Origin of the sequence: Tenacibaculum sp. Bg11-29 (genome assembly GCF_002836595.1) — a bacterium.
Classification (GTDB): Bacteria; Bacteroidota; Bacteroidia; order Flavobacteriales; family Flavobacteriaceae; genus Polaribacter.
The window spans coordinates 1,341,986-1,364,090 of record NZ_PJBB01000003.1 but is presented as its reverse complement, the minus strand read 5'-3'; the positions used below and the strand labels follow the sequence as shown (position 1 = coordinate 1,364,090).

The window sequence follows — 22,105 nt, the reverse complement described above, 5'->3', positions numbered from 1 at the left end:
TTCTTTTCCTTTGATTATTTTCAGGTTTAATTGGATTAAAAAAGGGGAAAACACCTGTTTATTTTTATAAAAAAAAGCGTACTATTCTCTTCCTAATTTGTTAACTTTATAGAATGCTACCTAGTTATCAAAACAGTAATGACTTATTAATAAATGCAGTTAAGAATAATTATTATTTTATGTTAATAGCACAGCTTAATAAAGATTTTAATTTAGCTGGTTTTGACTTTAAGTTATCTAAAGATAACTCACCTATAGCATTAAAAGAAGCGCTTAAAAAAGGAATACAGTATTTAATTAGCAATGACACTTCTACCTATAATAACCTTTTATATGTCGTTGATGTTCCTGAAGAGGTGATAAAAAATATGGATGCATCAAATATTGATGAGTACGTCGAGAATATTACTTTTTTATTATTAAAAAGAGTTTGGAAAAAAGTATGGTTTAAAAATAAATACGCTAATAATTCTTAATATTAAACCTAGGTGAATGTTAAGAATGGACTTCTTTTAAATAAAATTACAAAAAATTAACTAGTTAACTCTCTAAACAGACTTTCTAAATCTTTATTTTCAGCATTTAAACCTAAGATTTTCAGTCCATTTTCTTGGGCGAAGTCGAAAATTACAGCGCGCATATCTTCTTTTGCTTCAAAAGTAAGTCTCCAATTGTTATCTACAGTATTTTTATAATGAATAAGGTTTGGTAAACGTTGTATAAACTGCTCTTCTAACTTATAATCAAACGTTACTTTAATCACCTGTTCATTACTTGTTTTAAGTTCTGAAATTGCTTTATCAACAATCAATTCACCTTTATTGATAATAATTACCCGATCACATACAGCTTCTACTTCTTGCATAATATGTGTAGAAAATAAAACCGTTTTGTTTTTTCCGAGTTCTTTTATTAATTCGCGGATTTCAACCAACTGATTTGGGTCTAAACCTGTTGTTGGTTCATCTAAAATCAACACTTCAGGGTCATGTAAGATAGCTGCTGCTAACCCTACTCGCTGACGATATCCTTTTGATAACTGTTCAATTTTCTTATGAGCCTCACTACCTAAACCAACCTTCTCTATTACTTCTGCTATCTTATTTTTGGAAACTTTATATATTGATGCTTGAAATTGTAAATACTCACGCACATACATATCTAGATACAACGGGTTGTGCTCAGGTAAATACCCAATACATTTTTGTGCCTCAATAGGATTTTTAACCACATCTATTCCGTTTACAGAAACGACTCCTTCACCTGGTTTAATAAAACCTGTTAAGATTTTCATTGTGGTAGATTTTCCTGCTCCATTTGGACCTAAAAAGCCAACTATCTCTCCTTTTTTTGCTTTAAAAGAGATACTATTTACAGCTTTTTGAGTTGCATAAGTTTTAGATATAGAAGTAAGTTGTATCGACATATTATTATCAATTGAAATTCTGAAGTAAATTCAGAATAAAATATTTTTTATTGTATTTTCTCTGTTAGAGTCTATAGATTCATAACAAATGAAAATCTCGAGAGCGCTCTATCTGATATTTTAAAAATCAGTTATTTTCTTATATAAGAAACGAAACTATAATCGTATTTATTTTTTTCATCAGTTTTAAAGTTTTCTCTCGATGCCTCTTTCCAAACATTCATATCAATTTCTGGGAAGAAAACGTCTGCTTCAAAATCATGATGTACAATCGTAATGTCTAATCTATCAACCAATTCCCTTTCAAGAGCCTGTTTATAAATCTGTGCCCCTCCAATAATAAAAACAGCTGCATCTTCTTTTGATAACTCAATAGCTTCTTCAATTGAATTAGCAACCAAACATCCATCTTTAAAATAGTCATTATTTCTAGTTATAATAACCGATGTACGATTAGGCAAAGGTTTGCCAATACTTTCAAAAGTATTACGTCCCATTAAAATATGATGCCCAGAAGTAACCTTTTTAAATCGTTTTAAATCGGCAGGAAGATGCCAAATTAAATCGTTATCTTTTCCTAAAGCTTTATTATTTGCTATTGCAGCAATTATTGTAATCATAAATTGTATTTAATAAATAGTTACATATTCTTTGCCCATTCTTTAATGTAACCTGTTAAATCTCTTTTTTCTGTAACAGTTCCTTCTAAAACTTCTGCTTTCATTGTATCAACCAAAGTTTTAATTGCATTCAGAACTTTTACATCATTAATCTCTCCTATTTTTTCATAAATAGTTTCTTTTAAAACATCAAGGTCTGTAGTCATTTTTATCTTTTTTAGCGCTTCTTACAAAGCTACTAAAGAAACTACTAAAAATAAAGTTAAAATTACACCGCTACAATACCTTTTATGTGTGGGTGTGGATTATAATCTACTAATTCAAAATCTTCAAAAGTAAAGTCTTCAATATTCTTAACTGCTGGATTCATTTTCATCTTAGGCAATTCTCTTGTTTCTCGAGATAGCTGTAGCGCTAATTGCTCTTTATGATTGTTATAAATATGAGCATCTCCAAACGTATGAATAAATTCACCTACCTCATAACCACAAACTTGTGCCATCATCATTGTAAACAACGCATAAGAGGCTATATTAAAAGGAACTCCTAAAAATATATCAGCACTTCGTTGGTATAATTGACATGATAATTTACCGTCAGACACATAAAATTGAAAAAATGCATGACATGGTGGTAAAGCTGCTTTTCCGTTAGCTACATTTTCTGAAAATGACTTTGAAGTATCCGGTAAAACTGAAGGATTCCATGCAGAAATTAACATTCTACGACTATTCGGATTTTTCTTTAATGTTTCAATTACATCTTTAATTTGATCTACCTCATCACTATTCCAATTACGCCATTGATGACCATACACAGGTCCTAAATCTCCATTCTCATCTGCCCAATCATTCCAAATACGTACGCCATTTTCTTGTAAGTACTTTATATTTGTATCCCCTTTTATAAACCATAACAATTCATAAACAATCGACTTTAAATGTAACTTTTTGGTAGTTACCATCGGAAAACCTTTACTTAAATCAAAACGCATTTGATGACCAAAAACACTTTTCGTTCCTGTCCCTGTTCGATCACCTTTCTCGTTTCCGTTTTCTAAAACGTGTTGTACTAAATCTAAATATTGCTTCATGTTCGTGCTTCTTAAGAGAAAACAAATATATATATTTTAAAACTCAATTTTAGCAATGACTTCTTCTTTGTCCCCTTTTACTAACCTGATCACTTGCACTATTTTCTCTTCGTTTCTTCTTCCTTGATTTTTAAAAATAGTTACCTTCATAAAGGTAGGTGTTTCTATTTTCTGTTTACGATCTCCAAAATATTTAATCTTCACATAGTATAATCCTTTTTTTGCTTTCTTTAAAACAAATTGTTCTGGTCCAAAACCTTGTGTCATATCTTTAGATATCCTTCCTCCTTGCCTTGTCTTTGGATGACTATAATAACATTCTTCTAGATTTGGATCTATAATATGTAAATCGATATCTGTATCGTTATGGTTCCAATCTACTATTACCCTAAAGTCAATAGGTTCAATTTCTTCTGATAAAATATATTCTTTTGGTAATTTCTTTTTATCAAGATCGTTTTTGTGTTTTTTGTATAATAATTTTATTTCTTCTTCGGCAATATCTTGTAAACCTTTAAAAACTCTTCTATGTGAATTATTTTCATATATTTTATTGTTTACAATATCTAAAAACAAATCAAATGCTTCTTGACACAAACCGATGTTTTGATATGCTAATGCAACATCTCTATAAGATTGAGCATCTTCTGGTCGTAATTCTAAAATTCGTTTGTAAACAAACAATGCTAAATCATATTCTTTTCGTTCTTCTAGTTTATATGCAAATGCTCTTAACAACTGATAGCTATCTGCATCTAATTCTGCTACGTTAGACAAAATTCTTTTTGCATATTCTTTTGAATTGTATTTTCTATAGAAATAGTCAGCAACATCAATATAATAATGTGGTACTTTTTTATAACTCTCTCGTTGCTTTATGTAAAATAAATATGCTAATTTTTCATCCTTAAAAAAATCTAATGCATTTAAATATACTTCTTTCGGAGTTCTATCTTTTACAATTAAACTTCCTGTATATTTAGTAAAAGAGGTGTTTTTTCGTGAAGATCTTGGTGTTTCAGCTTGAGATATGTTAGAATTAACTTCATTACGAGATCTCCTTATTGGTTCTTCAGAAAAGTTTTCTATAACTTCTTCTACTTCTATGATTTCTGACTCATCTGATTCCGTCGATTCTATAACTGTTTCTTCAACCTCCTTAGCATCTTCTACTATTTCAATTCTCTCTGGTACTGGTGTTGGTCCTGATGGTGGCATTAACGCACTTTTTTCTTCTAATAAATTAGAAGAATTACTAAAAACCACTTTTGTGTTTTTTTTAACTACACCATTTTTTATCCTATTGTATTCCTCCAACAATTCTTCTGGTGGTGTAATATTATATTTAATATAGTCTTGAACATCTTCTAAGACGATTAACGATGTATAATCGGTTACTAAGCTATAGCTAGTTGCTAAATCTATTATTTGCTTTTTCTTTTCTTCTTTCTTTTCTAAAAGCTCGCTTAATTTATTTTTTGCCCAAATACGTCTCAACCTTTCATCACTTCCTTCTGTATTTGGTTTTAAAATAACAGAAACTTTCTTAGTTATATTGTCTCCATACCCAAAAAAAAATATTATTTTTTCTCCTGGTATAAAGTTTTTACCTGCTACAGAAAAATCTAATAATCCTTTAGATGATACGGTATGATATACTTCTATATTTTTAGTAGATGATGTATATCCTAAATACTCAAAAGGAACATTCGTTAAGTTAAATAATCCTTCTTTTATACTCGTTGTGTTTAAGTTCACATACGATCCTTTTGTTTTTTTAGCAATACTAAACAAATCTTTATGAGCAACTTCCGTTGTACTATTAACTACAAAAACAGGTATTTGTTTCCGAAGAGAAACCTTACTTAAGGTTGTTATACCATCCGAGAAAAGTAATATTGCATCTGATGTTTCTTTTACATTCTCTATAGCTTTATACGATGTTCCTCCATCATAAATTGTTTGTCTTAACTCTTTTTTCAGCAACTCCCAATTTCCTTTTCTAACAGTGTATTTTTCTTCTTTTACAACAGTATTACTAAAAGTTATAAACTTCACTTTTATTGTTCCTAAATTTTTAAAATATGCATCTAGTAATGCTATTTCTTTTTCTACGTTTCTATCTATCATAGACAAAGAAACGTCCCAGTAGAGTGTTATTTTTTTTGGCTTTTTTCGTTTTTTTATAGCAGGAGTTAATGTTTTATAGAAATAAAAATATTCTGGTGATACACTTACTTTTTCATCACCAGATAACAGTGGAATTTTAACTAAAATACTTTTACTAGGTATATAATTTTCTTTCTTTAAAGAAGTTTTATAGGTGTTTTTCCAGTTAGAAAAAGCCATAACACTTTCTCCTTCCACAACTATTGGCTTTTCGTTCTGATTTAGTGCTTCTATAAAAACAGTGAACTTATCTAAGCGATTTTTAAAATTTAAAGGCAAATGATAATAGTGTGCTTTCTCTTTATATAAAAGTTCTTGTTCATAAGCTATAACGACTCTTTTATAGCCTTTTGCAGGAATAGGATACACACGCACATTATACGTATTTCCTTTTCCTTTTTCTAGTAATGCTGGATCAACTCCTTTTCTAACAATACCTTCAAAAGCAATTCTACCCAATTCTTTGTCTACAACAACTGCTTCTCTAAGCTTCCCATTCATTTCTAGTGCTAACCTAGATATCTCTTGATTTTCGGCTAAAGGAAATTTTAAATTCCCTTCCAAAATACGTGAGCTAGAATTATAAAACAACATGTCGTAAGTAGTCGTTGCTGTATTACCAACTATAACTACTTTAACATCTAAAGACGATAAGGCTAATTGTTTTTCCCCTGCCTGTAAAACAGGTGTTTTTTGACTATAACCAATGGTTACGGTACATAATACGAATAGTAATAATAGTTTTTTCATAACATTTTTTTAATTTATATAATAAACAAAAGTCATACCTAAAGTGTATTTACAAAAAAAACATCAACAATAAATGCTGATGTTTTCTATGTAATATTATTAAGATTAAAATTATCCGATAATCATACCAGCAATTGTTGCTGACATTAAAGAAGCTATTGTTCCTCCGATTAAAGCTTTCATTCCAAATTCTGACAATGTTTTTCGTTGCCCTGGTGCTAATGACCCAATACCACCTATTTGAATACCTATTGATGCAAAGTTTGCGAAACCACATAACATATAAGTTGCCATAATAATTGACTTACTATATGTTAGATGAGAAGCATTTGCAACGTTTTTAAGTTCTGCTAATTGAATATACCCAACAAATTCACTTGCTGCTAATTTAATACCTAAAAGCTGCCCCATTAATGCTACATCTTCTATTGCAACACCTATTAACCACATTAAAGGTGCAAAAATATAACCTAAAATAAACTCTAAAGAAAGTGCTTTATACACATTTTCAGTTGAAACTCTTATAATATTATTTAGTGAAGTAAAGTTCCAACCAAAATATTCAATTCCGTCAAAACCTCCAATACCACCTAAAATTCCATTTATCATTGCTATAAAAGCCACGAAAACTAACAACATTGCACCAACATTCATCGCTAATTGTAACCCTTCAGTTGTTCCGTTTGCGATCGCATCTAATATATTTGCTCCTATTTTATCTGAAGATACATTTACATCTGTATTTACTTCTTCTTTTTGTGGGTATAATATTTTAGCTATTACAATTGCTCCAGGTGCTGCCATAACTGATGCTGCTAGTAAATGTTTTGCGTAAAACAATTTCATACTTTCATCACTACCTCCAAGAAAACCGATATAGGCTGCTAAAACGGCTCCTGCTACGGTTGCCATTCCCCCAATCATTACCAGTAACATCTCAGACTTATTCATTTTTTCTAAATAAGCCTTAATTAATAATGGTGCTTCAGTTTGTCCTAAAAAAATGTTCCCAGCAACAGATAAACTTTCTGCTCCTGATATTTTTAAAATTTTACTTAACGACAAAGCCATTACTTTTACCAACTTCTGTATCCATCCTAAATAAAATAACACAGATGTTAATGCAGAAAAAAATATAATTGTTGGTAATATTTGGAAAGCAAAAATAAATCCAAACGTATCCATATCTGAAATAAGACCTTTAAATAAAAATTCACTTCCAGCTTGCGTAAAATCTAAAATTTTCACAAATCCTTTTCCTATAAATTCAAATATCGCTTGAACAAAAGGTACTTTTAATACCCCAATAGCAATTACTAATTGAAATGTTAATCCTAAAACTACAGTTTTCCAATCAATTCCTTTTCTGTTTGCGCTAAATAAAAAAGCAATCATTAATAAAGAAAGCATTCCTAAAATCCCTCTCCACAAACTATTTATAGAAAAACCCTGACTTGGTACAATTCTATTTACAGTCGTTTTCACTTCTTTAACAGGCTTAACAACGGTAATACTCTCTAGATCTGAAGTAAAATTATATAGTATATTTTTTTCAGATAATATTAATTTATTATCTGTTAATTCAACCACATTATAATAACGAACCGTATCTTTAGGTTCTTTATGATTAAAAATTAATAAATTATTTTGGTGAATATAATTCCCTTTAGCCTGTAAACTATCTTTAGCAACTAAAGAATAATTGAAGTTTCCTTTAACTAAATTTAAAACATCTGATTGATTTATAGATATTACCTGACTACCACCAGCAGTAGTAATCGATGAAAAATTCCACTTTTTCTCTATGCTTTGACCAAAAGTTATTATGGATGCACAAAGCATTATAAGCGTAAATATTTTCTTCATTTTATTTTTTTTGTTAAGAACGCTTACTAATTTCGTCTCGAATTTCTGCAGCCAATTCATAATCTTCATTTTCAACCGCCTCATTAAGTTGCTCATTTAATTCCTCTAATGATATATTTGTATAGTTTTTATTATCATCAAGCTCATCCTCTAAAGAAAACTCAATTTCATCAGATTCTAAATCTTCTTCTATAATTAATTCTTCATCCATCTTTAAATAAACACCTGCTTTATCTAAAATATTCTCATAAGTAAAAATAGGTGCTTGAAAACGAACAGCTAAAGCAATCGCGTCAGAAGTACGTGTATCAATAAGCTCTTCTACCCCATCTCTTTCACAAATTAAACTAGAATAAAAAACACCATCAACCAACTTATGAATAATAACCTGAGTTACTTTAATAGAAAACCTATCTGAAAATGTTTTAAATAAATCATGCGTAAGTGGTCTTGGCGGACGAATTTCTTTTTCTAAAGCTATTGCAATAGATTGTGCTTCAAAAGATCCAATAATAATAGGAAGTGTTCTTACACCGTCCATTTCACTCAACACTAATGCATAAGCACCACTTTGAGTTTGGCTATAAGAAATACCTTTAATAGTCAATTTAATTAAACTCATGTACAATTATCATAAATAAGAAAAAAGCTGTCTAATTTTAGGCAATACGCTTCAAACTTAGACAGCCTTCTTTAGTCGGCACAATTTACTAAAAATTATGGGTTCACCTCTAATTTCTGTAAAAAGAAAATTTTTACTTGTAAAATTATGCTTGCTTAAAAGCTTTTAATTTCTCTATTAATTGAGGTACAACCTCAAAAGCATCACCAACAATACCATAATCTGCGGCTTTAAAGAAAGGTGCATCAGGATCTGAATTAATAACTACTTTTACTTTTGATGCATTAACACCTGCTAAATGCTGAATTGCTCCAGAAATACCAATCGCTATATATAAGTTTGATGCTACTGGCTTACCTGTTTGACCAACATGCTCTCCATGAGGTCTCCAACCTAAATCTGAAACTGGCTTAGAACATGCCGTTGCTGCTCCTAATACGCTCGCTAACTCTTCTATCATCCCCCAGTTCTCAGGACCTTTCATCCCTCTTCCTGCAGAAACAACGATATCAGCATCTGCAATAGATACAACACCTGTTGCTTTACTAATACTTTCTGACTTTACTCCTAAATCAGGTAAAGTTGCATCGAAACTTTCAACTGATCCACTAACTACATTTTCATGAGCTCCGTATGAATTTTTTGCAACACCAACTACTTTGTTTCCTGTCGAAATTTCAGTGTTGTTAAAGCCTTTGTTCGAAAAAGCTTTTCTCTTTACAATAAACGGACTTGTACTACTTGGTAAATCAACTACATTAGATGCATAACCTGCTTCAATAGCTACAGCAACTAATGGAGCAACTGTAAATCCATCAATACTTGAATCAATAATTACGGTATTTGCTGCTTTAGCTTCCACTACCTGTTTAATAACAGCTGCGTATGCTTTTGCATTAAAAGACGGTAAATCATTTTTTACTTCAATTACTTTTTCTGCTCCGTAAGCATACAATTCAGAAGCATCACCTCCATTGATAGTTAAAACTAACATATCACTTCCTTGCTGCTCTGCTACTTTTTTTCCGTACGAAACTACCTCAAAAGCAGTTTTTTTAAATTTTCCTTCCGATGAATCGGCAAAAACTAATACAGACATATTTTTTATGTTTTTTATATCATTAACGATAAAAAGTAACATTATCTTACTCTACTCGTTATGATGTTATTGTAAATCTTTCTTTTAAATTGCTTTCGCTTCGTTATGTAATAAATCGATTAAAGCATCAACATTATCTACTAACTTAATTGCTCCTTTTTCAGCAGGCTTTTCAAAATCCTTAGTAGCAGTACTTGTAGCAGCACCAATAGGTTCTACAACTGATAATGGTTTTTTACGCGCCATCATAATACCACGCATATTAGGTATGCGTAAATCTTTCTCTTCTACCATTCCTTTTTGACCAGCAACAACCATAGGTAAAACTGAAGACACTTTTTCTTCACCTCCATCTATTTCTCTATCCAATGTTACAGCCGTTCCATCAACCTCTAGCCCTACACAAGCATTTACGAAGTTAAAATCGACTAAAGAAGCTAACATTCCTGGTACCATTTGACCATTATAATCCGCAGATTCTTTTCCTGCTAAAACCAAATCGTAACCTCCGTTTTTTACAACTTCAGCTAATTCTTTAGCAACCATTAAACCATCTGTTGGGGCTACATTTACACGAACAGCATTATCTGCACCAATAGCTAAAGCTTTACGTAAAGTTGGCTCTGTTGAAGCATCTCCAACATTTACCACTGTTACACTAGCACCTTGTTTTTCTTTAAACCACATAGCGCGAGTTAAACTGAACTCATCATAAGGGTTTATAACATATTGAACTCCGTTAGTATCAAACTTTGTATTGTTATCTGTAAAGTTAATTTTCGAAGTAGTATCAGGAACATGACTGATACAGACTAATATTTTCATATATCGTTGTTTTTAAGAAACTTAATTTTGAACGACGAAGTTACGTTTTTTTTTGATAATTTATTATGCATGCATAATAAATATTTTACTTTTTTGCTCAAAAACAACGATAAAACGCTATAAACATAAGTAATTATTTGTTTAAGTTAAAAACCTATTTTATTATTTCAATTTTTATTATTTTTGCAATCTTGATAAACAACTACTAATAAAACGTATGAAAACAGTACAATTTAGAGAAGCTATTTGCGAAGCTATGAGTGAAGAAATGCGAAGAGATGAAAGCATTTATTTAATGGGGGAAGAAGTAGCAGAATATAATGGAGCTTACAAAGCTTCTAAAGGAATGTTGGATGAGTTTGGAGAGAAAAGAGTTATCGACACTCCTATTGCTGAATTAGGTTTCGGGGGTATTGCAGTTGGTTCTGCAATGAATGGAAACCGTCCGATTGTTGAATACATGACTTTTAACTTCTCTTTAGTTGGTATTGATCAAATTATCAATAACGCAGCTAAAATTCGTCAAATGTCTGGTGGTCAATTCAATTGCCCTATTGTTTTCCGTGGCCCAACAGGTGCTGCAGGTCAATTAGGCGCTACACACTCACAAGCTTTTGAAAACTGGTTCGCAAACACTCCAGGACTAAAAGTAATTGTACCATCTAACCCTTACGATGCTAAAGGATTATTGAAAGCAGCTATTCGTGATGATGATCCAGTAATTTTTATGGAATCTGAACAGATGTATGGAGATAAAATGGAAATTCCTGAAGGAGAATATATCATTCCTATCGGAGTTGCAGATATTAAAAGAGAAGGTACTGATGTAACAGTTGTTTCTTTTGGTAAAATTATAAAAGAAGCTTACAAAGCTGCTGATGAGTTAGCTAAAGAAGGTATTTCTGTTGAAGTTATTGACTTACGTACAGTTCGTCCGATGGATCATAAAACAATTCTTGAATCAGTAAAGAAAACTAACAGATTAGTAATTTTAGAAGAAGCATGGCCTTTCGGTAGTATTTCATCTGAAATAACTTTTAGAATTCAAGATGAAGCTTTTGATTATTTAGATGCTCCTATAAAAAGAATTACAACAGCAGATACTCCTGCACCGTATTCACCTGTTTTATTAGAAGAGTGGATGCCAAATGCTAATGATGTTATTAAAGCGGTAAAAGACGTTTTATACATTAATAAGTAAGAGAAAATAAAAAATTGATTAAAAACAAAAATCCTTTTGACCTTGGTCAAAAGGATTTTCCAGTAATAAAAATGATGAAGAAAACGCTATTACTATTACTACTACTCATTGCCAGTACATTATATTCTCAAATTACATTAAAAGGTAAAGTTGTTGATGAATTTAACAATCCTATGCCTTTTGTGAATGTTTTTTTAAAGAACACAACTTATGGAACCACCACTGATGATAATGGTAAGTTTTTCCTGAAAACAAAAAAATATCGAGGCACCCTAGAAGTTTCTTTTATAGGTTTTCAGGCACAAACGATAAAAGTTAATAAAAAAACTAAGTATTTAAACATTGTACTTAAAGAAGGAGAAAACCAATTAGAAGAGGTAATCATTGTTTCAAAGCCAAAAAAACGTTTAAGGAAAAAAGAAAACCCAGCTTATCGAATTTTAAAAGAAATCTGGAAAAGGAAAAGAAAAAATGGTCTCGATTTGGTAAATCACTATCAATATAAAAAGCATACAACTATTGAAATAGGTCTTAATAATTTAGACACGCTTTTCTTAAAGAAAATTTTTAAGAATGATTATAAAGAAACCATTAGTAAAATAAAATATGATAGTGACGGGATTAATTATTATCTACCTATTTATTTAAATGAGGAAATTGCGAACATTTATGGCGATAACAAAACTAAAAATATTAGAACTGATATCGAGGCTGAAAAATTTGAAGGCTTAGGAGCACAAGGTTTTGTTTTCGATAGAATGTCTAATACATTTCAAAATGTTGATGTTTTTAAAAACAACATCACTTTATTAAGAAAGTCTTTTGTTAGTCCATTATCTACAGATGGATTTTCAACTTATGATTATGTTTTATATGACAGTATCGTTAAAAACGATAAAAAACTATATAACATTTATTTCTTTCCTATTAGAGATGGTGATTTAGCTTTTCAAGGAAACTTTTGGGTAACGGACAAAACATTCGCTATAAATAAGTTAAAAATGAAAGTTCATAAAAGTATTAACTTAAATTTTGTTAGAGGCTTGTCTTTTGAAAAAGAATTCGAAGTAAGAAATGATAGCATCTACATTCCTACCAAAAACATTTATGAAGGAGATTTTACTTTTCTAGATAAAAATGAAAGCAACAAAGGCTTAACCATCAAAAAGACAATCCTTTTTGATAAATACATATTAAACAAACCTCTACTTAAAGAATTTTACACTAAAAATATTGTAAAACTAAGACCAGATCAATACACTAAAAAGGATACGTATTGGAAGTCAAAAGAAAATGAAGAAAGTAACTCAACTTACAACTTTATAAAAGAGGTAAAAGAAAAAAAACAAATTAAAAACATTACAGGTTTAATAAACACTGTAGCAAGTGGATATGTAGATACTAAATGGGGGGTTCAGTTTGGTCCTTTATGGACTCTTTTTGCTAATAATCAAGTAGAAGGATTCAGAACAAAACTTTCTTTTAGAACTTTTAAAACAAAAGATGATCGTTTTCGTTTAAGTGGACATTTAGCTTATGGCTTTAAAGACAAAAAATTAAAATACGGTATTGAAGGACGTTACCTACTATCATACCAACCAAGAATTTCAATTGGATTAGCATATCAAAAAGATATTGAACAACTAGGGAGTTCATTACTAAACACCTCTCAACTTTTAGGTACAACTTTTGGTACTGATGCATTGTTTTCTAGAGGAGATAATTTTTTCTTATCTAAAGTAGAAAAAATAGCAACTAATTTTGATTATCAAGTCAAAAAAAATCTACACGTAGGAGTTAATTTTTCTCATGCTAAAATACAATCTGCCTCTCCGAAGCATTTCTCTATGGATTATCTTGATAAAAAAGGAAAAACTCAATCACAAATAACTGATGTAGCTTCTGATATTTATCTTTCATATACTCCTGGCAGGTTTGTATATGGTTTAGGGGTTCAAAGACGTTTTGGTCGAAACATATTTCCTACACTAGTATTAAACTACCGCAGAGGATACAAAGGTGTTTTAAACGGAACACATACCTATGATAAATTACAATTTAAATACAACCACCCTATTCTCTTAAGTAAATTTGGTATTCTAGATGCAACTGTAGAAGCTGGAAAAACATTCGGAAACCTACCTATAGGATTATTAAATATAATTCCTGCAAACCAAACGCTTGCATTAACAAAAAACTCATTTGCTTTATTAAATTATTATGATTTTGTAACTGATGCTTATTTAGCTACTCATTTCGAACAACACTTTAACGGTTTTATCTTAAATAGGATTCCTTTATTAAAAAAATTAAAACTACGAAGCTTAGTTACTTTTAGAGCCGCTTACGGAACAATATCTGACAAAAATTTAGCTATTAACAAATCAAATATTAATTACAATGCTCCTAATAAAGTTTATTATGAGTACAGTGTTGGTCTTGAAAATATTGGCTACGGTAACTTACGTTTTTTACGTATTGACGCTATTTGGAGAAGTAATTACACACCGCCCGCAGGCTCAATGACACCACCTAGTCCTAAGTTTGCTATTCGTATTGCAATAAAACCTGGTTTATAACGATAAAATAACATGGCTTTTTTCTTTTAAACACCCAATAAATCACTACTTTTGCAATCGATTTTTAGAAACAGAAGAAAAGCAAGATATATGACTGCAAAAGAAAGAAAAACAGTAGATGTTTTAATTGAAATACCAAAAGGAAGTAGAAATAAATACGAATATGATTTTGATTTAGGTAAAATCCGTTTCGATAGAATGTTATTTTCATCAATGATGTATCCTGGAGATTATGGTTTCATTCCTGAAACTTTAGCTTTAGATGGTGATCCATTAGATATATTGCTTTTAGGAGCTGAACCAACATTTCCAATGTGTGTTATGGAAGTTAAACCTATCGGTGTTTTCCATATGGCAGATGAAAAAGGACCAGATGAAAAAATTATCTGTGTACCAGTTTCTGACCCTATTTGGAGCCAATTGAATGATTTAAAAGACATGAATCCTCACCAAGTAAAAGAAATCACTCACTTTTTTCAAGTTTACAAAGACCTTGAAAAAAAGCAAGTAGATGTTGGTGGATGGGGAGATGCTAATGAAGCTTATGAAATATTAGATAAATGTATCGAACGTTATGAGAATAGCGAGCATAAAACTAATGGTGATTTCAAAATTTAATTAGTAAATTTCTATATAAAATATCAAAAACCTCTCAGAACATTCTGAGAGGTTTTTTGTTTAGTCTCTGATTTTGTTATATTTACGAATATTAACTAACTAATCAAACTATAATATATGGAATCAATAATGATTTGGATGCCAATCGTTGCGGCTGTTTTAGGTTTAATTTACATGAGTATTAAAAAATCTTGGGTAATGAAACAAGATGCAGGTGATGGAAAAATGAAAGAAATTTCTGACCACATTTATGAAGGCGCACTCGCTTTTTTAAATGCAGAATATAGACTTTTAGCCATTTTTGTAATAATTGTAAGTGTTTTGCTCGCAATTGTAGCCTTTTTTGTACCTACAACAAGTTACTTAATCGTAATTGCATTTATATGTGGAGCTATTTTTTCTGCTTTTGCAGGAAACATGGGAATGAAAATAGCAACTAAAACGAACGTAAGAACAACGCAAGCTGCCCGAACAAGCTTACCAAATGCTTTAAAAATATCATTTGGAGGAGGAACAGTAATGGGACTTGGTGTTGCTGGTTTAGCTGTTTTAGGCTTAACAACATTCTTTATTGCATTCTTTTATTTTTTTATGGGAGGTGTTTGGACAAATACAATGGATATGACTATTGTTTTAGAAACCTTGGCGGGATTTTCTTTAGGAGCTGAAAGTATTGCTCTATTTGCACGTGTTGGTGGAGGAATATATACAAAAGCTGCAGATGTTGGTGCTGATTTAGTAGGTAAAGTTGAAGCTGGTATTCCAGAAGATGATCCTCGTAACCCTGCTACAATTGCTGATAACGTAGGTGACAACGTAGGTGATGTTGCTGGTATGGGAGCCGATTTATTTGGATCTTATGTCGCAACGGTATTAGCAGCAATGGTTTTAGGAAATTATGTAATTAAAGATATGGGCGGAAGTATTTCTGATGCTTTCGGAGGGATTGGGCCAATTTTATTGCCAATGGCAATTGCAGGTATAGGAATTATCATTTCTATTATCGGAACAATGTTGGTAAAAATAAAAAGTAATGAAGCTAAAGAGTCTCAAGTAATGGGAGCGTTAAATCTTGGTAATTGGGTTTCTATTGGCTTAGTAGCCATTGCTTGTTTTGTATTATGTAAATGGATGCTTCCCGAAACTATGCAAATGGAATTCTTCGGAGAAGGTTTACAAGACATTTCTTCAATGCGCGTTTTCTACGCAACATTAGTTGGTTTAATCGTTGGAGCTGTTATTTCTTCAGTTACTGAATATTACACAGGATTAGGAAAACCTCCAATTTTAAAAATAGTACAACAGTCAAGTACTGGTGCAGGAACAAATATAATTGCAGGTTTAGCAACAGGTATGATTTCTACATTTCCTTCAGTTTTATTATTTGCAGGAGCAATTTGGGCATCGTATGCATTTGCAGGATTTTACGGAGTTGCCTTAGCTGCTTCTGCAATGATGGCAACAACAGCTATGCAATTAGCAATTGATGCTTTCGGACCAATTGCTGATAATGCGGGTGGTATCGCAGAAATGAGTGAACAAGAACCTATTGTTAGAGAACGTACAGATATTTTAGACTCTGTTGGTAATACAACTGCTGCAACTGGTAAAGGTTTTGCTATAGCATCTGCAGCATTAACATCACTAGCGCTATTTGCTGCCTATGTAACATTTACAGGAATTGATGGAATAAACATTTTTAAAGCACCAGTTTTAGCAATGCTATTTGTTGGAGGAATGGTTCCTGTAGTATTCTCTGCTTTAGCGATGAATGCCGTAGGTAAAGCTGCCATGGAAATGGTAGAAGAGGTTCGTCGTCAATTTAAAGAAATTCCTGGAATTATGGAAGGTACTGGGAAACCAGAATACGATAAATGTGTCGCAATTTCTACGGAAGCATCTTTAAGAGAAATGATACTACCTGGTTTACTAACTATTGGTTTTCCTTTAATTATAGCTTTTGTTCCAATGCTATTTGGAATGAATAATTTAGCAATTGCAGAAATGCTTGGTGGTTATATGGCAGGTGTTACTGTTTCTGGTGTACTTTGGGCGATCTTTCAAAATAATGCTGGTGGAGCTTGGGATAACGCTAAAAAATCATTTGAAGCTGGTGTAGAAATCAACGGAGAAATGACATACAAAGGTTCTGACGCACACAAAGCAGCTGTAACTGGTGATACCGTTGGAGACCCTTTTAAAGACACTTCTGGTCCGTCTATGAATATCTTAATTAAACTTACTTGTTTAATAGGGTTGGTAATTGCACCCATTTTAGGAGGGCACAACACTAACGCTCATGCTAAAAGTGAAGTAATGATTGAAAGAAAACAAACTTCTGGTAACTTAGCTATTACTACTTTAACTACTTCTAAAACCATTAATGGTAAAACCGTTACTAAAACTGAAGGAACTGTTGCCGAAATAGAAAAGAAAGCTAATAAAACTGGAACAATAGTTTCTGTAGATGTTAAAAAACAAGACAACAATATTATAAAGAAGTAAAAGTTAAAGTTGACACAGAGCAATAAATAATTTTAATATGATTAAATAATAAAGCACCTAAAGGGTGCTTTATTATTTAATCATATAGAATGAACTTTACCAAATTATTTGTAGTTTTCTGTGCCATTTGATTGATTGCACTATCAGTTAATTGCAAAACCCTTGGGTAACCACCTGTTACCTGACAATCTCGCATTAATATAATTAGTTTTCCTGAAGGAGTTAATTGCACCGTTCCTGGTATAACTGCGGAAGTTAAAATAGAAGGAATTTTATTTTCAACTATTTCATTTAAACGACACCCCATCCTATTATTATCATTAGAAATAGTAAAAATATGTGTTTCTATTTCTTTTTTTTGAAATTCGTCAAGCAAATCAAATTCGGGGCCTTTATAACACCCTATTTTATTAGACACAAAATGTAATTCATCAATTATTACAGCTGCATTTAATGGTCTTAAATCACTTATATAACTTTCTATTGGTAGTAAATCATCTTTTTTAATTAAAAAGTCTTCAGTTATATTCTGATAAAAACTTCTACTTTTTAAAACGCTATTTGTTAAGAAACCTCCTTTTACAGCTAAATAACATCGAACCCCAAAAACTATTTTCCCGAAAGACAATACATCATTTATATTTACTTTAATTCTTGAATTAAGCGTTATAGGTTCATTATTTATTTTTGCTGAAAAATTAGCTCCAGAAATACAAATAATCGTTTCATTTGTAAACTCAAATTCACATCCGCCAAAAGTAATTTCTAATACAGCATTCTCTAACGAGTTTTTTAAAACACTATTTGCAATATTTGCAGAATAACTATCCATAACACCTGAAATAGGAACACCTATTGACCCAAAACCTTTTCGCCCCCTGTCTTGAACTGATGTATAAAAACCCGATTTTAAAACTTTAATCATTCAATAAAAGTTTAAATGGTGTGAAATTATTATTTCTAGCTAACTCGTAAAATTCTTCTAAAGAAATTGGTTTAAATTTTATTTTATCTCCGGCATTCGCAAAACATGGCTTGTCTTTTTTTACATCAAAAAAAATCAAAGGAGTTTTTCCTATAATATTCCATCCTCCTGCTGATTTAGATGGATAAACACCTGTTTGACTACCTCCAATAGCAACAGATCCTTTTTCAACGTTTAATCTTGGAGTAGGCCTCCTATCAAAAAACAACTTTGAATCTAAACCTCCTAGATACAAGAACCCTGGTAAAAAACCAATAAAGAAAACTGAATATGTTTTTTCTGAATGAAGATTTATTATTTGTTCAATTGATATTTTAGATTTACTTGAAACTTCTTCTAAATCAATTCCAAATTCTAAATCATAACAAACCGGAATCTCCCAAAGAAATTTACCTTTTACTAAAAGCTTCAAATCCTTCTTATAAATTAATTCTAAATTAGAAACTTCATCAAAATAATTTAAAACTTCTTTTTCATATATTAATGTCAAAGAATTATATCCAACTATAAAGTCTATAATTGAGTTCCTTTTTTCTTTTTTAATTTTCTCTTTGAAAAGAAGTATTTCTTCTAAAATTACTTCATCAATAATTGAGCTCCATTCAATAAGAATAGTCTTATTTCCAAAAGCTTTATATGTATGTTTAAAACCCAAATTTAACACCATCTTCTTTTAGTCTTTCTGATATTTTTTTCACAATTTCAATTGCATTTTTAGTATCTCCATGAACACAAATAGTGTCAGCTTTAATTGCTTTTTTATAGCCAGAAATTGTTTTTACCTCTCCACTCTTAATCATTAAAAAAATATGCTGAAAAACTTCTTCTGAATTTATTATTATAGCATTCTCTTTACTTCTACAAACTAATGTTAAATCTTCATTATAGTTTCTATCTGCAAAAGCTTCGTATTTAATTTTAATATTATTATTAATAGCTATTTTTTCTATAATTGAATTGTACGGAACATACAAAAAAGCATCTTTAATATGTTTTTGTATCGATTTTATAAACAACTCTGCAAAGGTGACATTTACAGCTATTAAATTATACAAAGCTCCATGTGGCTTTACGTGATGTAATTTTTTATTAACCAAAGACATCCTACTTACAAATAAGTCTAATTGGTCTTCTATGCTATTTTGTAATTCTAAATCTGAAATACACATCGTTTTTCTTCCAAAATTTTCTTTATCTGGAAACGATGGGTGTGCACCTATTAAAACATTATTTTTTATAGCCAAACCTATAGTCTCATCAATAGTTTTTACATCTCCAAAATGACCTCCACAAGCAATATTACAAGAAGAAATATACGGCATTAATAAGTATTCATTTGCAACTCCCTCTCCAACATCACAATTAATATCAATCTTCATTTAAATAAAATTAAAAACTTTTAATATTCCTTTTACACCTAAGAAAATAGTAATTGCTAAAATTACAAATCCTAAAACATTTTGTGTTTTAGTGTTTATAAAACTTCCTAAAACAGATTTTTTATTCATAATCCATAATAAAATACCTGCGATTACTGGCAATAACATTCCGTTAGCTACTTGTGCAAATTTTATAATTTCTATTGGCTTTATTCCTATTGACGAGAACAAAACTCCTAAAAACAAGATAACTATCCAAACAAATCGAAAACGTTTCGATTTTAACCCTCCTTCCCAACCTAAGCAGCCTTTTGCTACATAAGCAGCTGCCAAAGGTGCTGTGATTGCTGATGTTATACCTGCTGCGAACAAACCTAATGCTAAAAAGTATTTAGCAAATTCACCGTATAATGGAGCCAATCCTTTTGCTAAATCTGCAGCATTGGATATATCTCCGAACGGAATTGCTGCCGCAGAAACAATAATTGCCATGGAAACCAAACCTCCTAAAATAATCGAGACAACGGTATCTTTTCTTGCTAACTTTAAATCTTCACTTTTACTCCATCTTTCTTTTACTAAAGAAGCGTGTAAAAACAAATTATATGGCACTACAGTTGTACCTATTAATCCAATAATAGTAAGTAAACTTTTTTCTGGAAACCTAGGAATAAACATTCCTTTTAACATTTCTAAAACATTCGGTTTTGTAACAATTGCTGTTATTAAAAATGAAATACTCATTATTAAAACAAGCGCAACAAGTGCTCTTTCTAAAAATTTATAATTACCAATATATAATAGAACAAAAGCAATAACACCAATTAACAAGCTCATTAAATTAATTGACATATCACCAATATCTAAAGTAGATTTCCCGAAAATTGTTTCTAAACCTAGAATTCCTCCGCTTATGTTTCCTGCTTCGTAAGATGCGTTTCCAACAACAATTGCCGACAAAATTAAAATAGTTATAAAGTCTCTTAAAAACGGCACCTTAATTTCTTCTCTTATAACTTCTGATAATCCTTTTTGAGAAATAATTCCTAACCTAGCAGCCATTTCTTGCAAAACAATGGTAGCTATTACAGAAAGTAGCATTGCCCACAACAAATTAAATCCAAAATTTACACCAGCAAGCGTACAAAGTGTTACTGTTCCTGGACCAATAAAAGCAGCAGCTATTAAAGTTCCTGGGCCAATATTTTTGAATATTTTTTTAATCATTTTTCCCAGAATTTAAAGCATAAATAGCAAAACTTCCTAACCAATGCCCACCTTCATAACTATCTCCAACAACATTTGGCAATGAATAATTTATATGTTGATTGGCTATATTTTTTAAATGCTTGTATTCTGGCATATGCTTAACAATTTTGTTTAAAGCCCAAGCTCTCGAGAAATTCACTCCATCTAAGTGCACTAATTTACCGTCTGTTCTATCTAAAACTTCGCCTACAGGAAAAGTAAAATTAACATCTTTTAATTGTGGTAAGAAATCACCGAACCATAAACGAAACTCAGCTGCAGACATAATTCTTTTCATAATTGCCGCTTCTTGTAAACAAGGTGATAAGAAATCATACCCACTAGGTTCCCATGACAATGGACAATGCGCGTCTTTTAAATAAAACGCTCTAGCTCTTTTTTTTATTAAATCTCTTAATTTAAAATTTTCTAAAGTAGTTGCATAATCCCAAGCAAAAGTCAACCCAAAAGCAGTATTAGTATGTTCTCCAACTCTAATTGGATATTTCAACTTAGGTAAAAAATCAAAATATTTTTGAACAATAAGATCTGTTAAAGGTTGTAAGTTTTTTTCTAACTTTCTAGCTGTTTCATCATCCCATGTATGAATTTCTTCTGCTAGTTTTAACAACCACGCCCAACCATAAGTACGTTCATAATTAATGTTATGTTTTTTTTGAAAATAAGCAACTTCTTTATCTATATTTTCTTTAGAAATATTAGTTAATAATTGTTGTTTTATCTCTTCATAATTTTTTAAATCAGGAAATTGTTTTAATAAAGAAACTAAACTCCAATGTCCATGCACAGATGAATGCCAATCAAAACAACCATAAAATGTAGGATGTAATTCTTTTGGTGTTTGCAAATCTTCAGGACTTCCAATTGTTTGATTTAATTTATTTGGATATTCTACATTTATACAACTTATAGGTAATGACACCAACTTTTCGGCTTGTTTCAAATTTAAAACAGCTGCTATTGCCACATCACTTTTCACTCCCTCTTTCTTTTTCTCTGTTCCAACGCATGCTGAAACTACTATTATTAATAGTAAAAAGTAGATTTTCTTCATAATTTGTTTTATAAATTTCGATATAAATGTAAATAAAATAAAATG

At 30.9% G+C, this 22,105-nt stretch carries 19 protein-coding genes; 5 read left to right on the top strand and 14 right to left on the bottom strand.

Annotated elements, in window-relative coordinates:
* Positions 1-113 precede the first annotated feature (113 nt).
* Positions 114-476, top strand: coding sequence for a hypothetical protein (locus tag CXF68_RS06140; protein ID WP_101043454.1), 363 nt, complete (start codon positions 114-116; stop codon positions 474-476).
* Between the two features lie 56 nt (positions 477-532).
* Here the strand turns inward: CXF68_RS06140 and gldA are convergent, their stop codons facing one another.
* The 9 genes from gldA to CXF68_RS06095 all read right to left on the bottom strand — a co-directional run bounded on the left by gldA (position 533) and on the right by CXF68_RS06095 (position 10,470).
* Positions 533-1,426: a gliding motility-associated ABC transporter ATP-binding subunit GldA gene (gldA, locus tag CXF68_RS06135; RefSeq protein ID WP_101043453.1), complete on the bottom strand. Its 894-nt coding sequence runs from the start codon at positions 1,424-1,426 to the stop codon at positions 533-535.
* Between the two features lie 131 nt (positions 1,427-1,557).
* Positions 1,558-2,046: a dihydrofolate reductase gene (locus CXF68_RS06130; RefSeq protein ID WP_101043452.1), complete on the bottom strand. Its 489-nt coding sequence runs from the start codon at positions 2,044-2,046 to the stop codon at positions 1,558-1,560.
* Positions 2,047-2,066: 20 nt separating this feature from the next.
* Entirely contained in the window at positions 2,067-2,252 is a 186-nt protein-coding gene (locus CXF68_RS06125; RefSeq protein WP_101043451.1) for a hypothetical protein, read from the bottom strand.
* 62 nt (positions 2,253-2,314) lie between these two features.
* Positions 2,315-3,139 carry a thymidylate synthase gene (locus tag CXF68_RS06120; RefSeq protein ID WP_101043450.1) on the bottom strand — a complete coding sequence of 275 codons (825 nt, stop codon included), beginning with the start codon at positions 3,137-3,139 and terminating at the stop codon, positions 2,315-2,317.
* Between the two features lie 36 nt (positions 3,140-3,175).
* Positions 3,176-6,058 (bottom strand): VIT domain-containing protein, encoded by a 2,883-nt coding sequence (locus tag CXF68_RS06115; RefSeq protein ID WP_101043449.1) that lies wholly within the window; start codon positions 6,056-6,058, stop codon positions 3,176-3,178.
* A 111-nt stretch (positions 6,059-6,169) separates the two neighbouring features.
* Positions 6,170-7,924, bottom strand: a complete 1,755-nt coding sequence (locus CXF68_RS06110; protein ID WP_101043448.1) for a NupC/NupG family nucleoside CNT transporter — start codon at positions 7,922-7,924, stop codon at positions 6,170-6,172.
* Positions 7,925-7,937: 13 nt separating this feature from the next.
* Positions 7,938-8,546, bottom strand: a complete 609-nt coding sequence (locus CXF68_RS06105; RefSeq protein WP_101043447.1) for a bifunctional nuclease family protein — start codon at positions 8,544-8,546, stop codon at positions 7,938-7,940.
* Positions 8,547-8,691: 145 nt separating this feature from the next.
* A complete protein-coding gene (locus CXF68_RS06100; RefSeq protein WP_101047378.1) occupies positions 8,692-9,645 on the bottom strand; it encodes an electron transfer flavoprotein subunit alpha/FixB family protein in 954 nt (317 codons plus the stop codon).
* Between the two features lie 84 nt (positions 9,646-9,729).
* The gene (locus CXF68_RS06095) at positions 9,730-10,470 is read right to left on the bottom strand and encodes an electron transfer flavoprotein subunit beta/FixA family protein (RefSeq protein ID WP_101043446.1); all 741 of its coding nucleotides are present in this window, start codon (positions 10,468-10,470) and stop codon (positions 9,730-9,732) included.
* 217 nt (positions 10,471-10,687) lie between these two features.
* Here CXF68_RS06095 and CXF68_RS06090 point away from each other — a divergent pair, with 217 nt between their 5' ends.
* The 4 genes from CXF68_RS06090 to CXF68_RS06075 all read left to right on the top strand — a co-directional run bounded on the left by CXF68_RS06090 (position 10,688) and on the right by CXF68_RS06075 (position 17,373).
* Entirely contained in the window at positions 10,688-11,671 is a 984-nt protein-coding gene (locus CXF68_RS06090) for a pyruvate dehydrogenase complex E1 component subunit beta (protein ID WP_101043445.1), read from the top strand.
* A gap of 14 nt (positions 11,672-11,685) precedes the next feature.
* The gene (locus CXF68_RS06085; RefSeq protein ID WP_101043444.1) at positions 11,686-14,250 is read left to right on the top strand and encodes a DUF5686 family protein; all 2,565 of its coding nucleotides are present in this window, start codon (positions 11,686-11,688) and stop codon (positions 14,248-14,250) included.
* Positions 14,251-14,340: 90 nt separating this feature from the next.
* On the top strand, positions 14,341-14,868 hold the full coding sequence (locus tag CXF68_RS06080) for an inorganic diphosphatase (protein ID WP_101043443.1): 528 nt from the start codon (positions 14,341-14,343) through the stop codon (positions 14,866-14,868).
* A gap of 117 nt (positions 14,869-14,985) precedes the next feature.
* On the top strand, positions 14,986-17,373 hold the full coding sequence (locus tag CXF68_RS06075; protein ID WP_101043442.1) for a sodium-translocating pyrophosphatase: 2,388 nt from the start codon (positions 14,986-14,988) through the stop codon (positions 17,371-17,373).
* 76 nt (positions 17,374-17,449) lie between these two features.
* Here CXF68_RS06075 and CXF68_RS06070 read toward each other — a convergent pair whose 3' ends face one another.
* Genes CXF68_RS06070 through CXF68_RS06050 form a run of 5 tightly spaced genes read right to left on the bottom strand, consistent with a single transcriptional unit; the run spans position 17,450 to position 22,060 of the window.
* Positions 17,450-18,298 carry a biotin-dependent carboxyltransferase family protein gene (locus CXF68_RS06070; protein WP_101043441.1) on the bottom strand — a complete coding sequence of 283 codons (849 nt, stop codon included), beginning with the start codon at positions 18,296-18,298 and terminating at the stop codon, positions 17,450-17,452.
* Positions 18,291-19,025 carry a 5-oxoprolinase subunit PxpB gene (gene pxpB, locus CXF68_RS06065; protein WP_198553760.1) on the bottom strand — a complete coding sequence of 245 codons (735 nt, stop codon included), beginning with the start codon at positions 19,023-19,025 and terminating at the stop codon, positions 18,291-18,293. The genes CXF68_RS06070 and pxpB overlap by 8 nt, the downstream gene beginning before the upstream one ends.
* Positions 19,003-19,737: a 5-oxoprolinase subunit PxpA gene (pxpA, locus tag CXF68_RS06060; protein ID WP_101043440.1), complete on the bottom strand. Its 735-nt coding sequence runs from the start codon at positions 19,735-19,737 to the stop codon at positions 19,003-19,005. The genes pxpB and pxpA overlap by 23 nt, the downstream gene beginning before the upstream one ends.
* On the bottom strand, positions 19,738-20,964 hold the full coding sequence (locus CXF68_RS06055; protein WP_101043439.1) for an Nramp family divalent metal transporter: 1,227 nt from the start codon (positions 20,962-20,964) through the stop codon (positions 19,738-19,740).
* Positions 20,957-22,060, bottom strand: coding sequence for a DUF2891 domain-containing protein (locus CXF68_RS06050; protein WP_101043438.1), 1,104 nt, complete (start codon positions 22,058-22,060; stop codon positions 20,957-20,959). Before CXF68_RS06050 ends, CXF68_RS06055 begins: the two co-directional genes overlap by 8 nt.
* Between the last annotated feature and the right edge of the window lie 45 nt (positions 22,061-22,105).

Bases quoted from the DNA above. Each gene is read 5' to 3' on its own strand.
- CXF68_RS06140 (WP_101043454.1), top strand. From the start codon at position 114: ATGCTACCTAGTTATCAAAACAGTAATGACTTATTAATAAATGCAGTT.
- gldA (WP_101043453.1), bottom strand. From the start codon at position 1,426: ATGTCGATACAACTTACTTCTATATCTAAAACTTATGCAACTCAAAAA.
- CXF68_RS06130 (WP_101043452.1), bottom strand. From the start codon at position 2,046: ATGATTACAATAATTGCTGCAATAGCAAATAATAAAGCTTTAGGAAAA.
- CXF68_RS06125 (WP_101043451.1), bottom strand. From the start codon at position 2,252: ATGACTACAGACCTTGATGTTTTAAAAGAAACTATTTATGAAAAAATA.
- CXF68_RS06120 (WP_101043450.1), bottom strand. From the start codon at position 3,139: ATGAAGCAATATTTAGATTTAGTACAACACGTTTTAGAAAACGGAAAC.
- CXF68_RS06115 (WP_101043449.1), bottom strand. From the start codon at position 6,058: ATGAAAAAACTATTATTACTATTCGTATTATGTACCGTAACCATTGGT.
- CXF68_RS06110 (WP_101043448.1), bottom strand. From the start codon at position 7,924: ATGAAGAAAATATTTACGCTTATAATGCTTTGTGCATCCATAATAACT.
- CXF68_RS06105 (WP_101043447.1), bottom strand. From the start codon at position 8,546: ATGAGTTTAATTAAATTGACTATTAAAGGTATTTCTTATAGCCAAACT.
- CXF68_RS06100 (WP_101047378.1), bottom strand. From the start codon at position 9,645: ATGTCTGTATTAGTTTTTGCCGATTCATCGGAAGGAAAATTTAAAAAA.
- CXF68_RS06095 (WP_101043446.1), bottom strand. From the start codon at position 10,470: ATGAAAATATTAGTCTGTATCAGTCATGTTCCTGATACTACTTCGAAA.
- CXF68_RS06090 (WP_101043445.1), top strand. From the start codon at position 10,688: ATGAAAACAGTACAATTTAGAGAAGCTATTTGCGAAGCTATGAGTGAA.
- CXF68_RS06080 (WP_101043443.1), top strand. From the start codon at position 14,341: ATGACTGCAAAAGAAAGAAAAACAGTAGATGTTTTAATTGAAATACCA.
- CXF68_RS06075 (WP_101043442.1), top strand. From the start codon at position 14,986: ATGGAATCAATAATGATTTGGATGCCAATCGTTGCGGCTGTTTTAGGT.
- CXF68_RS06070 (WP_101043441.1), bottom strand. From the start codon at position 18,298: ATGATTAAAGTTTTAAAATCGGGTTTTTATACATCAGTTCAAGACAGG.
- pxpB (WP_198553760.1), bottom strand. From the start codon at position 19,025: ATGGTGTTAAATTTGGGTTTTAAACATACATATAAAGCTTTTGGAAAT.
- pxpA (WP_101043440.1), bottom strand. From the start codon at position 19,737: ATGAAGATTGATATTAATTGTGATGTTGGAGAGGGAGTTGCAAATGAA.
- CXF68_RS06055 (WP_101043439.1), bottom strand. From the start codon at position 20,964: ATGATTAAAAAAATATTCAAAAATATTGGCCCAGGAACTTTAATAGCT.
- CXF68_RS06050 (WP_101043438.1), bottom strand. From the start codon at position 22,060: ATGAAGAAAATCTACTTTTTACTATTAATAATAGTAGTTTCAGCATGC.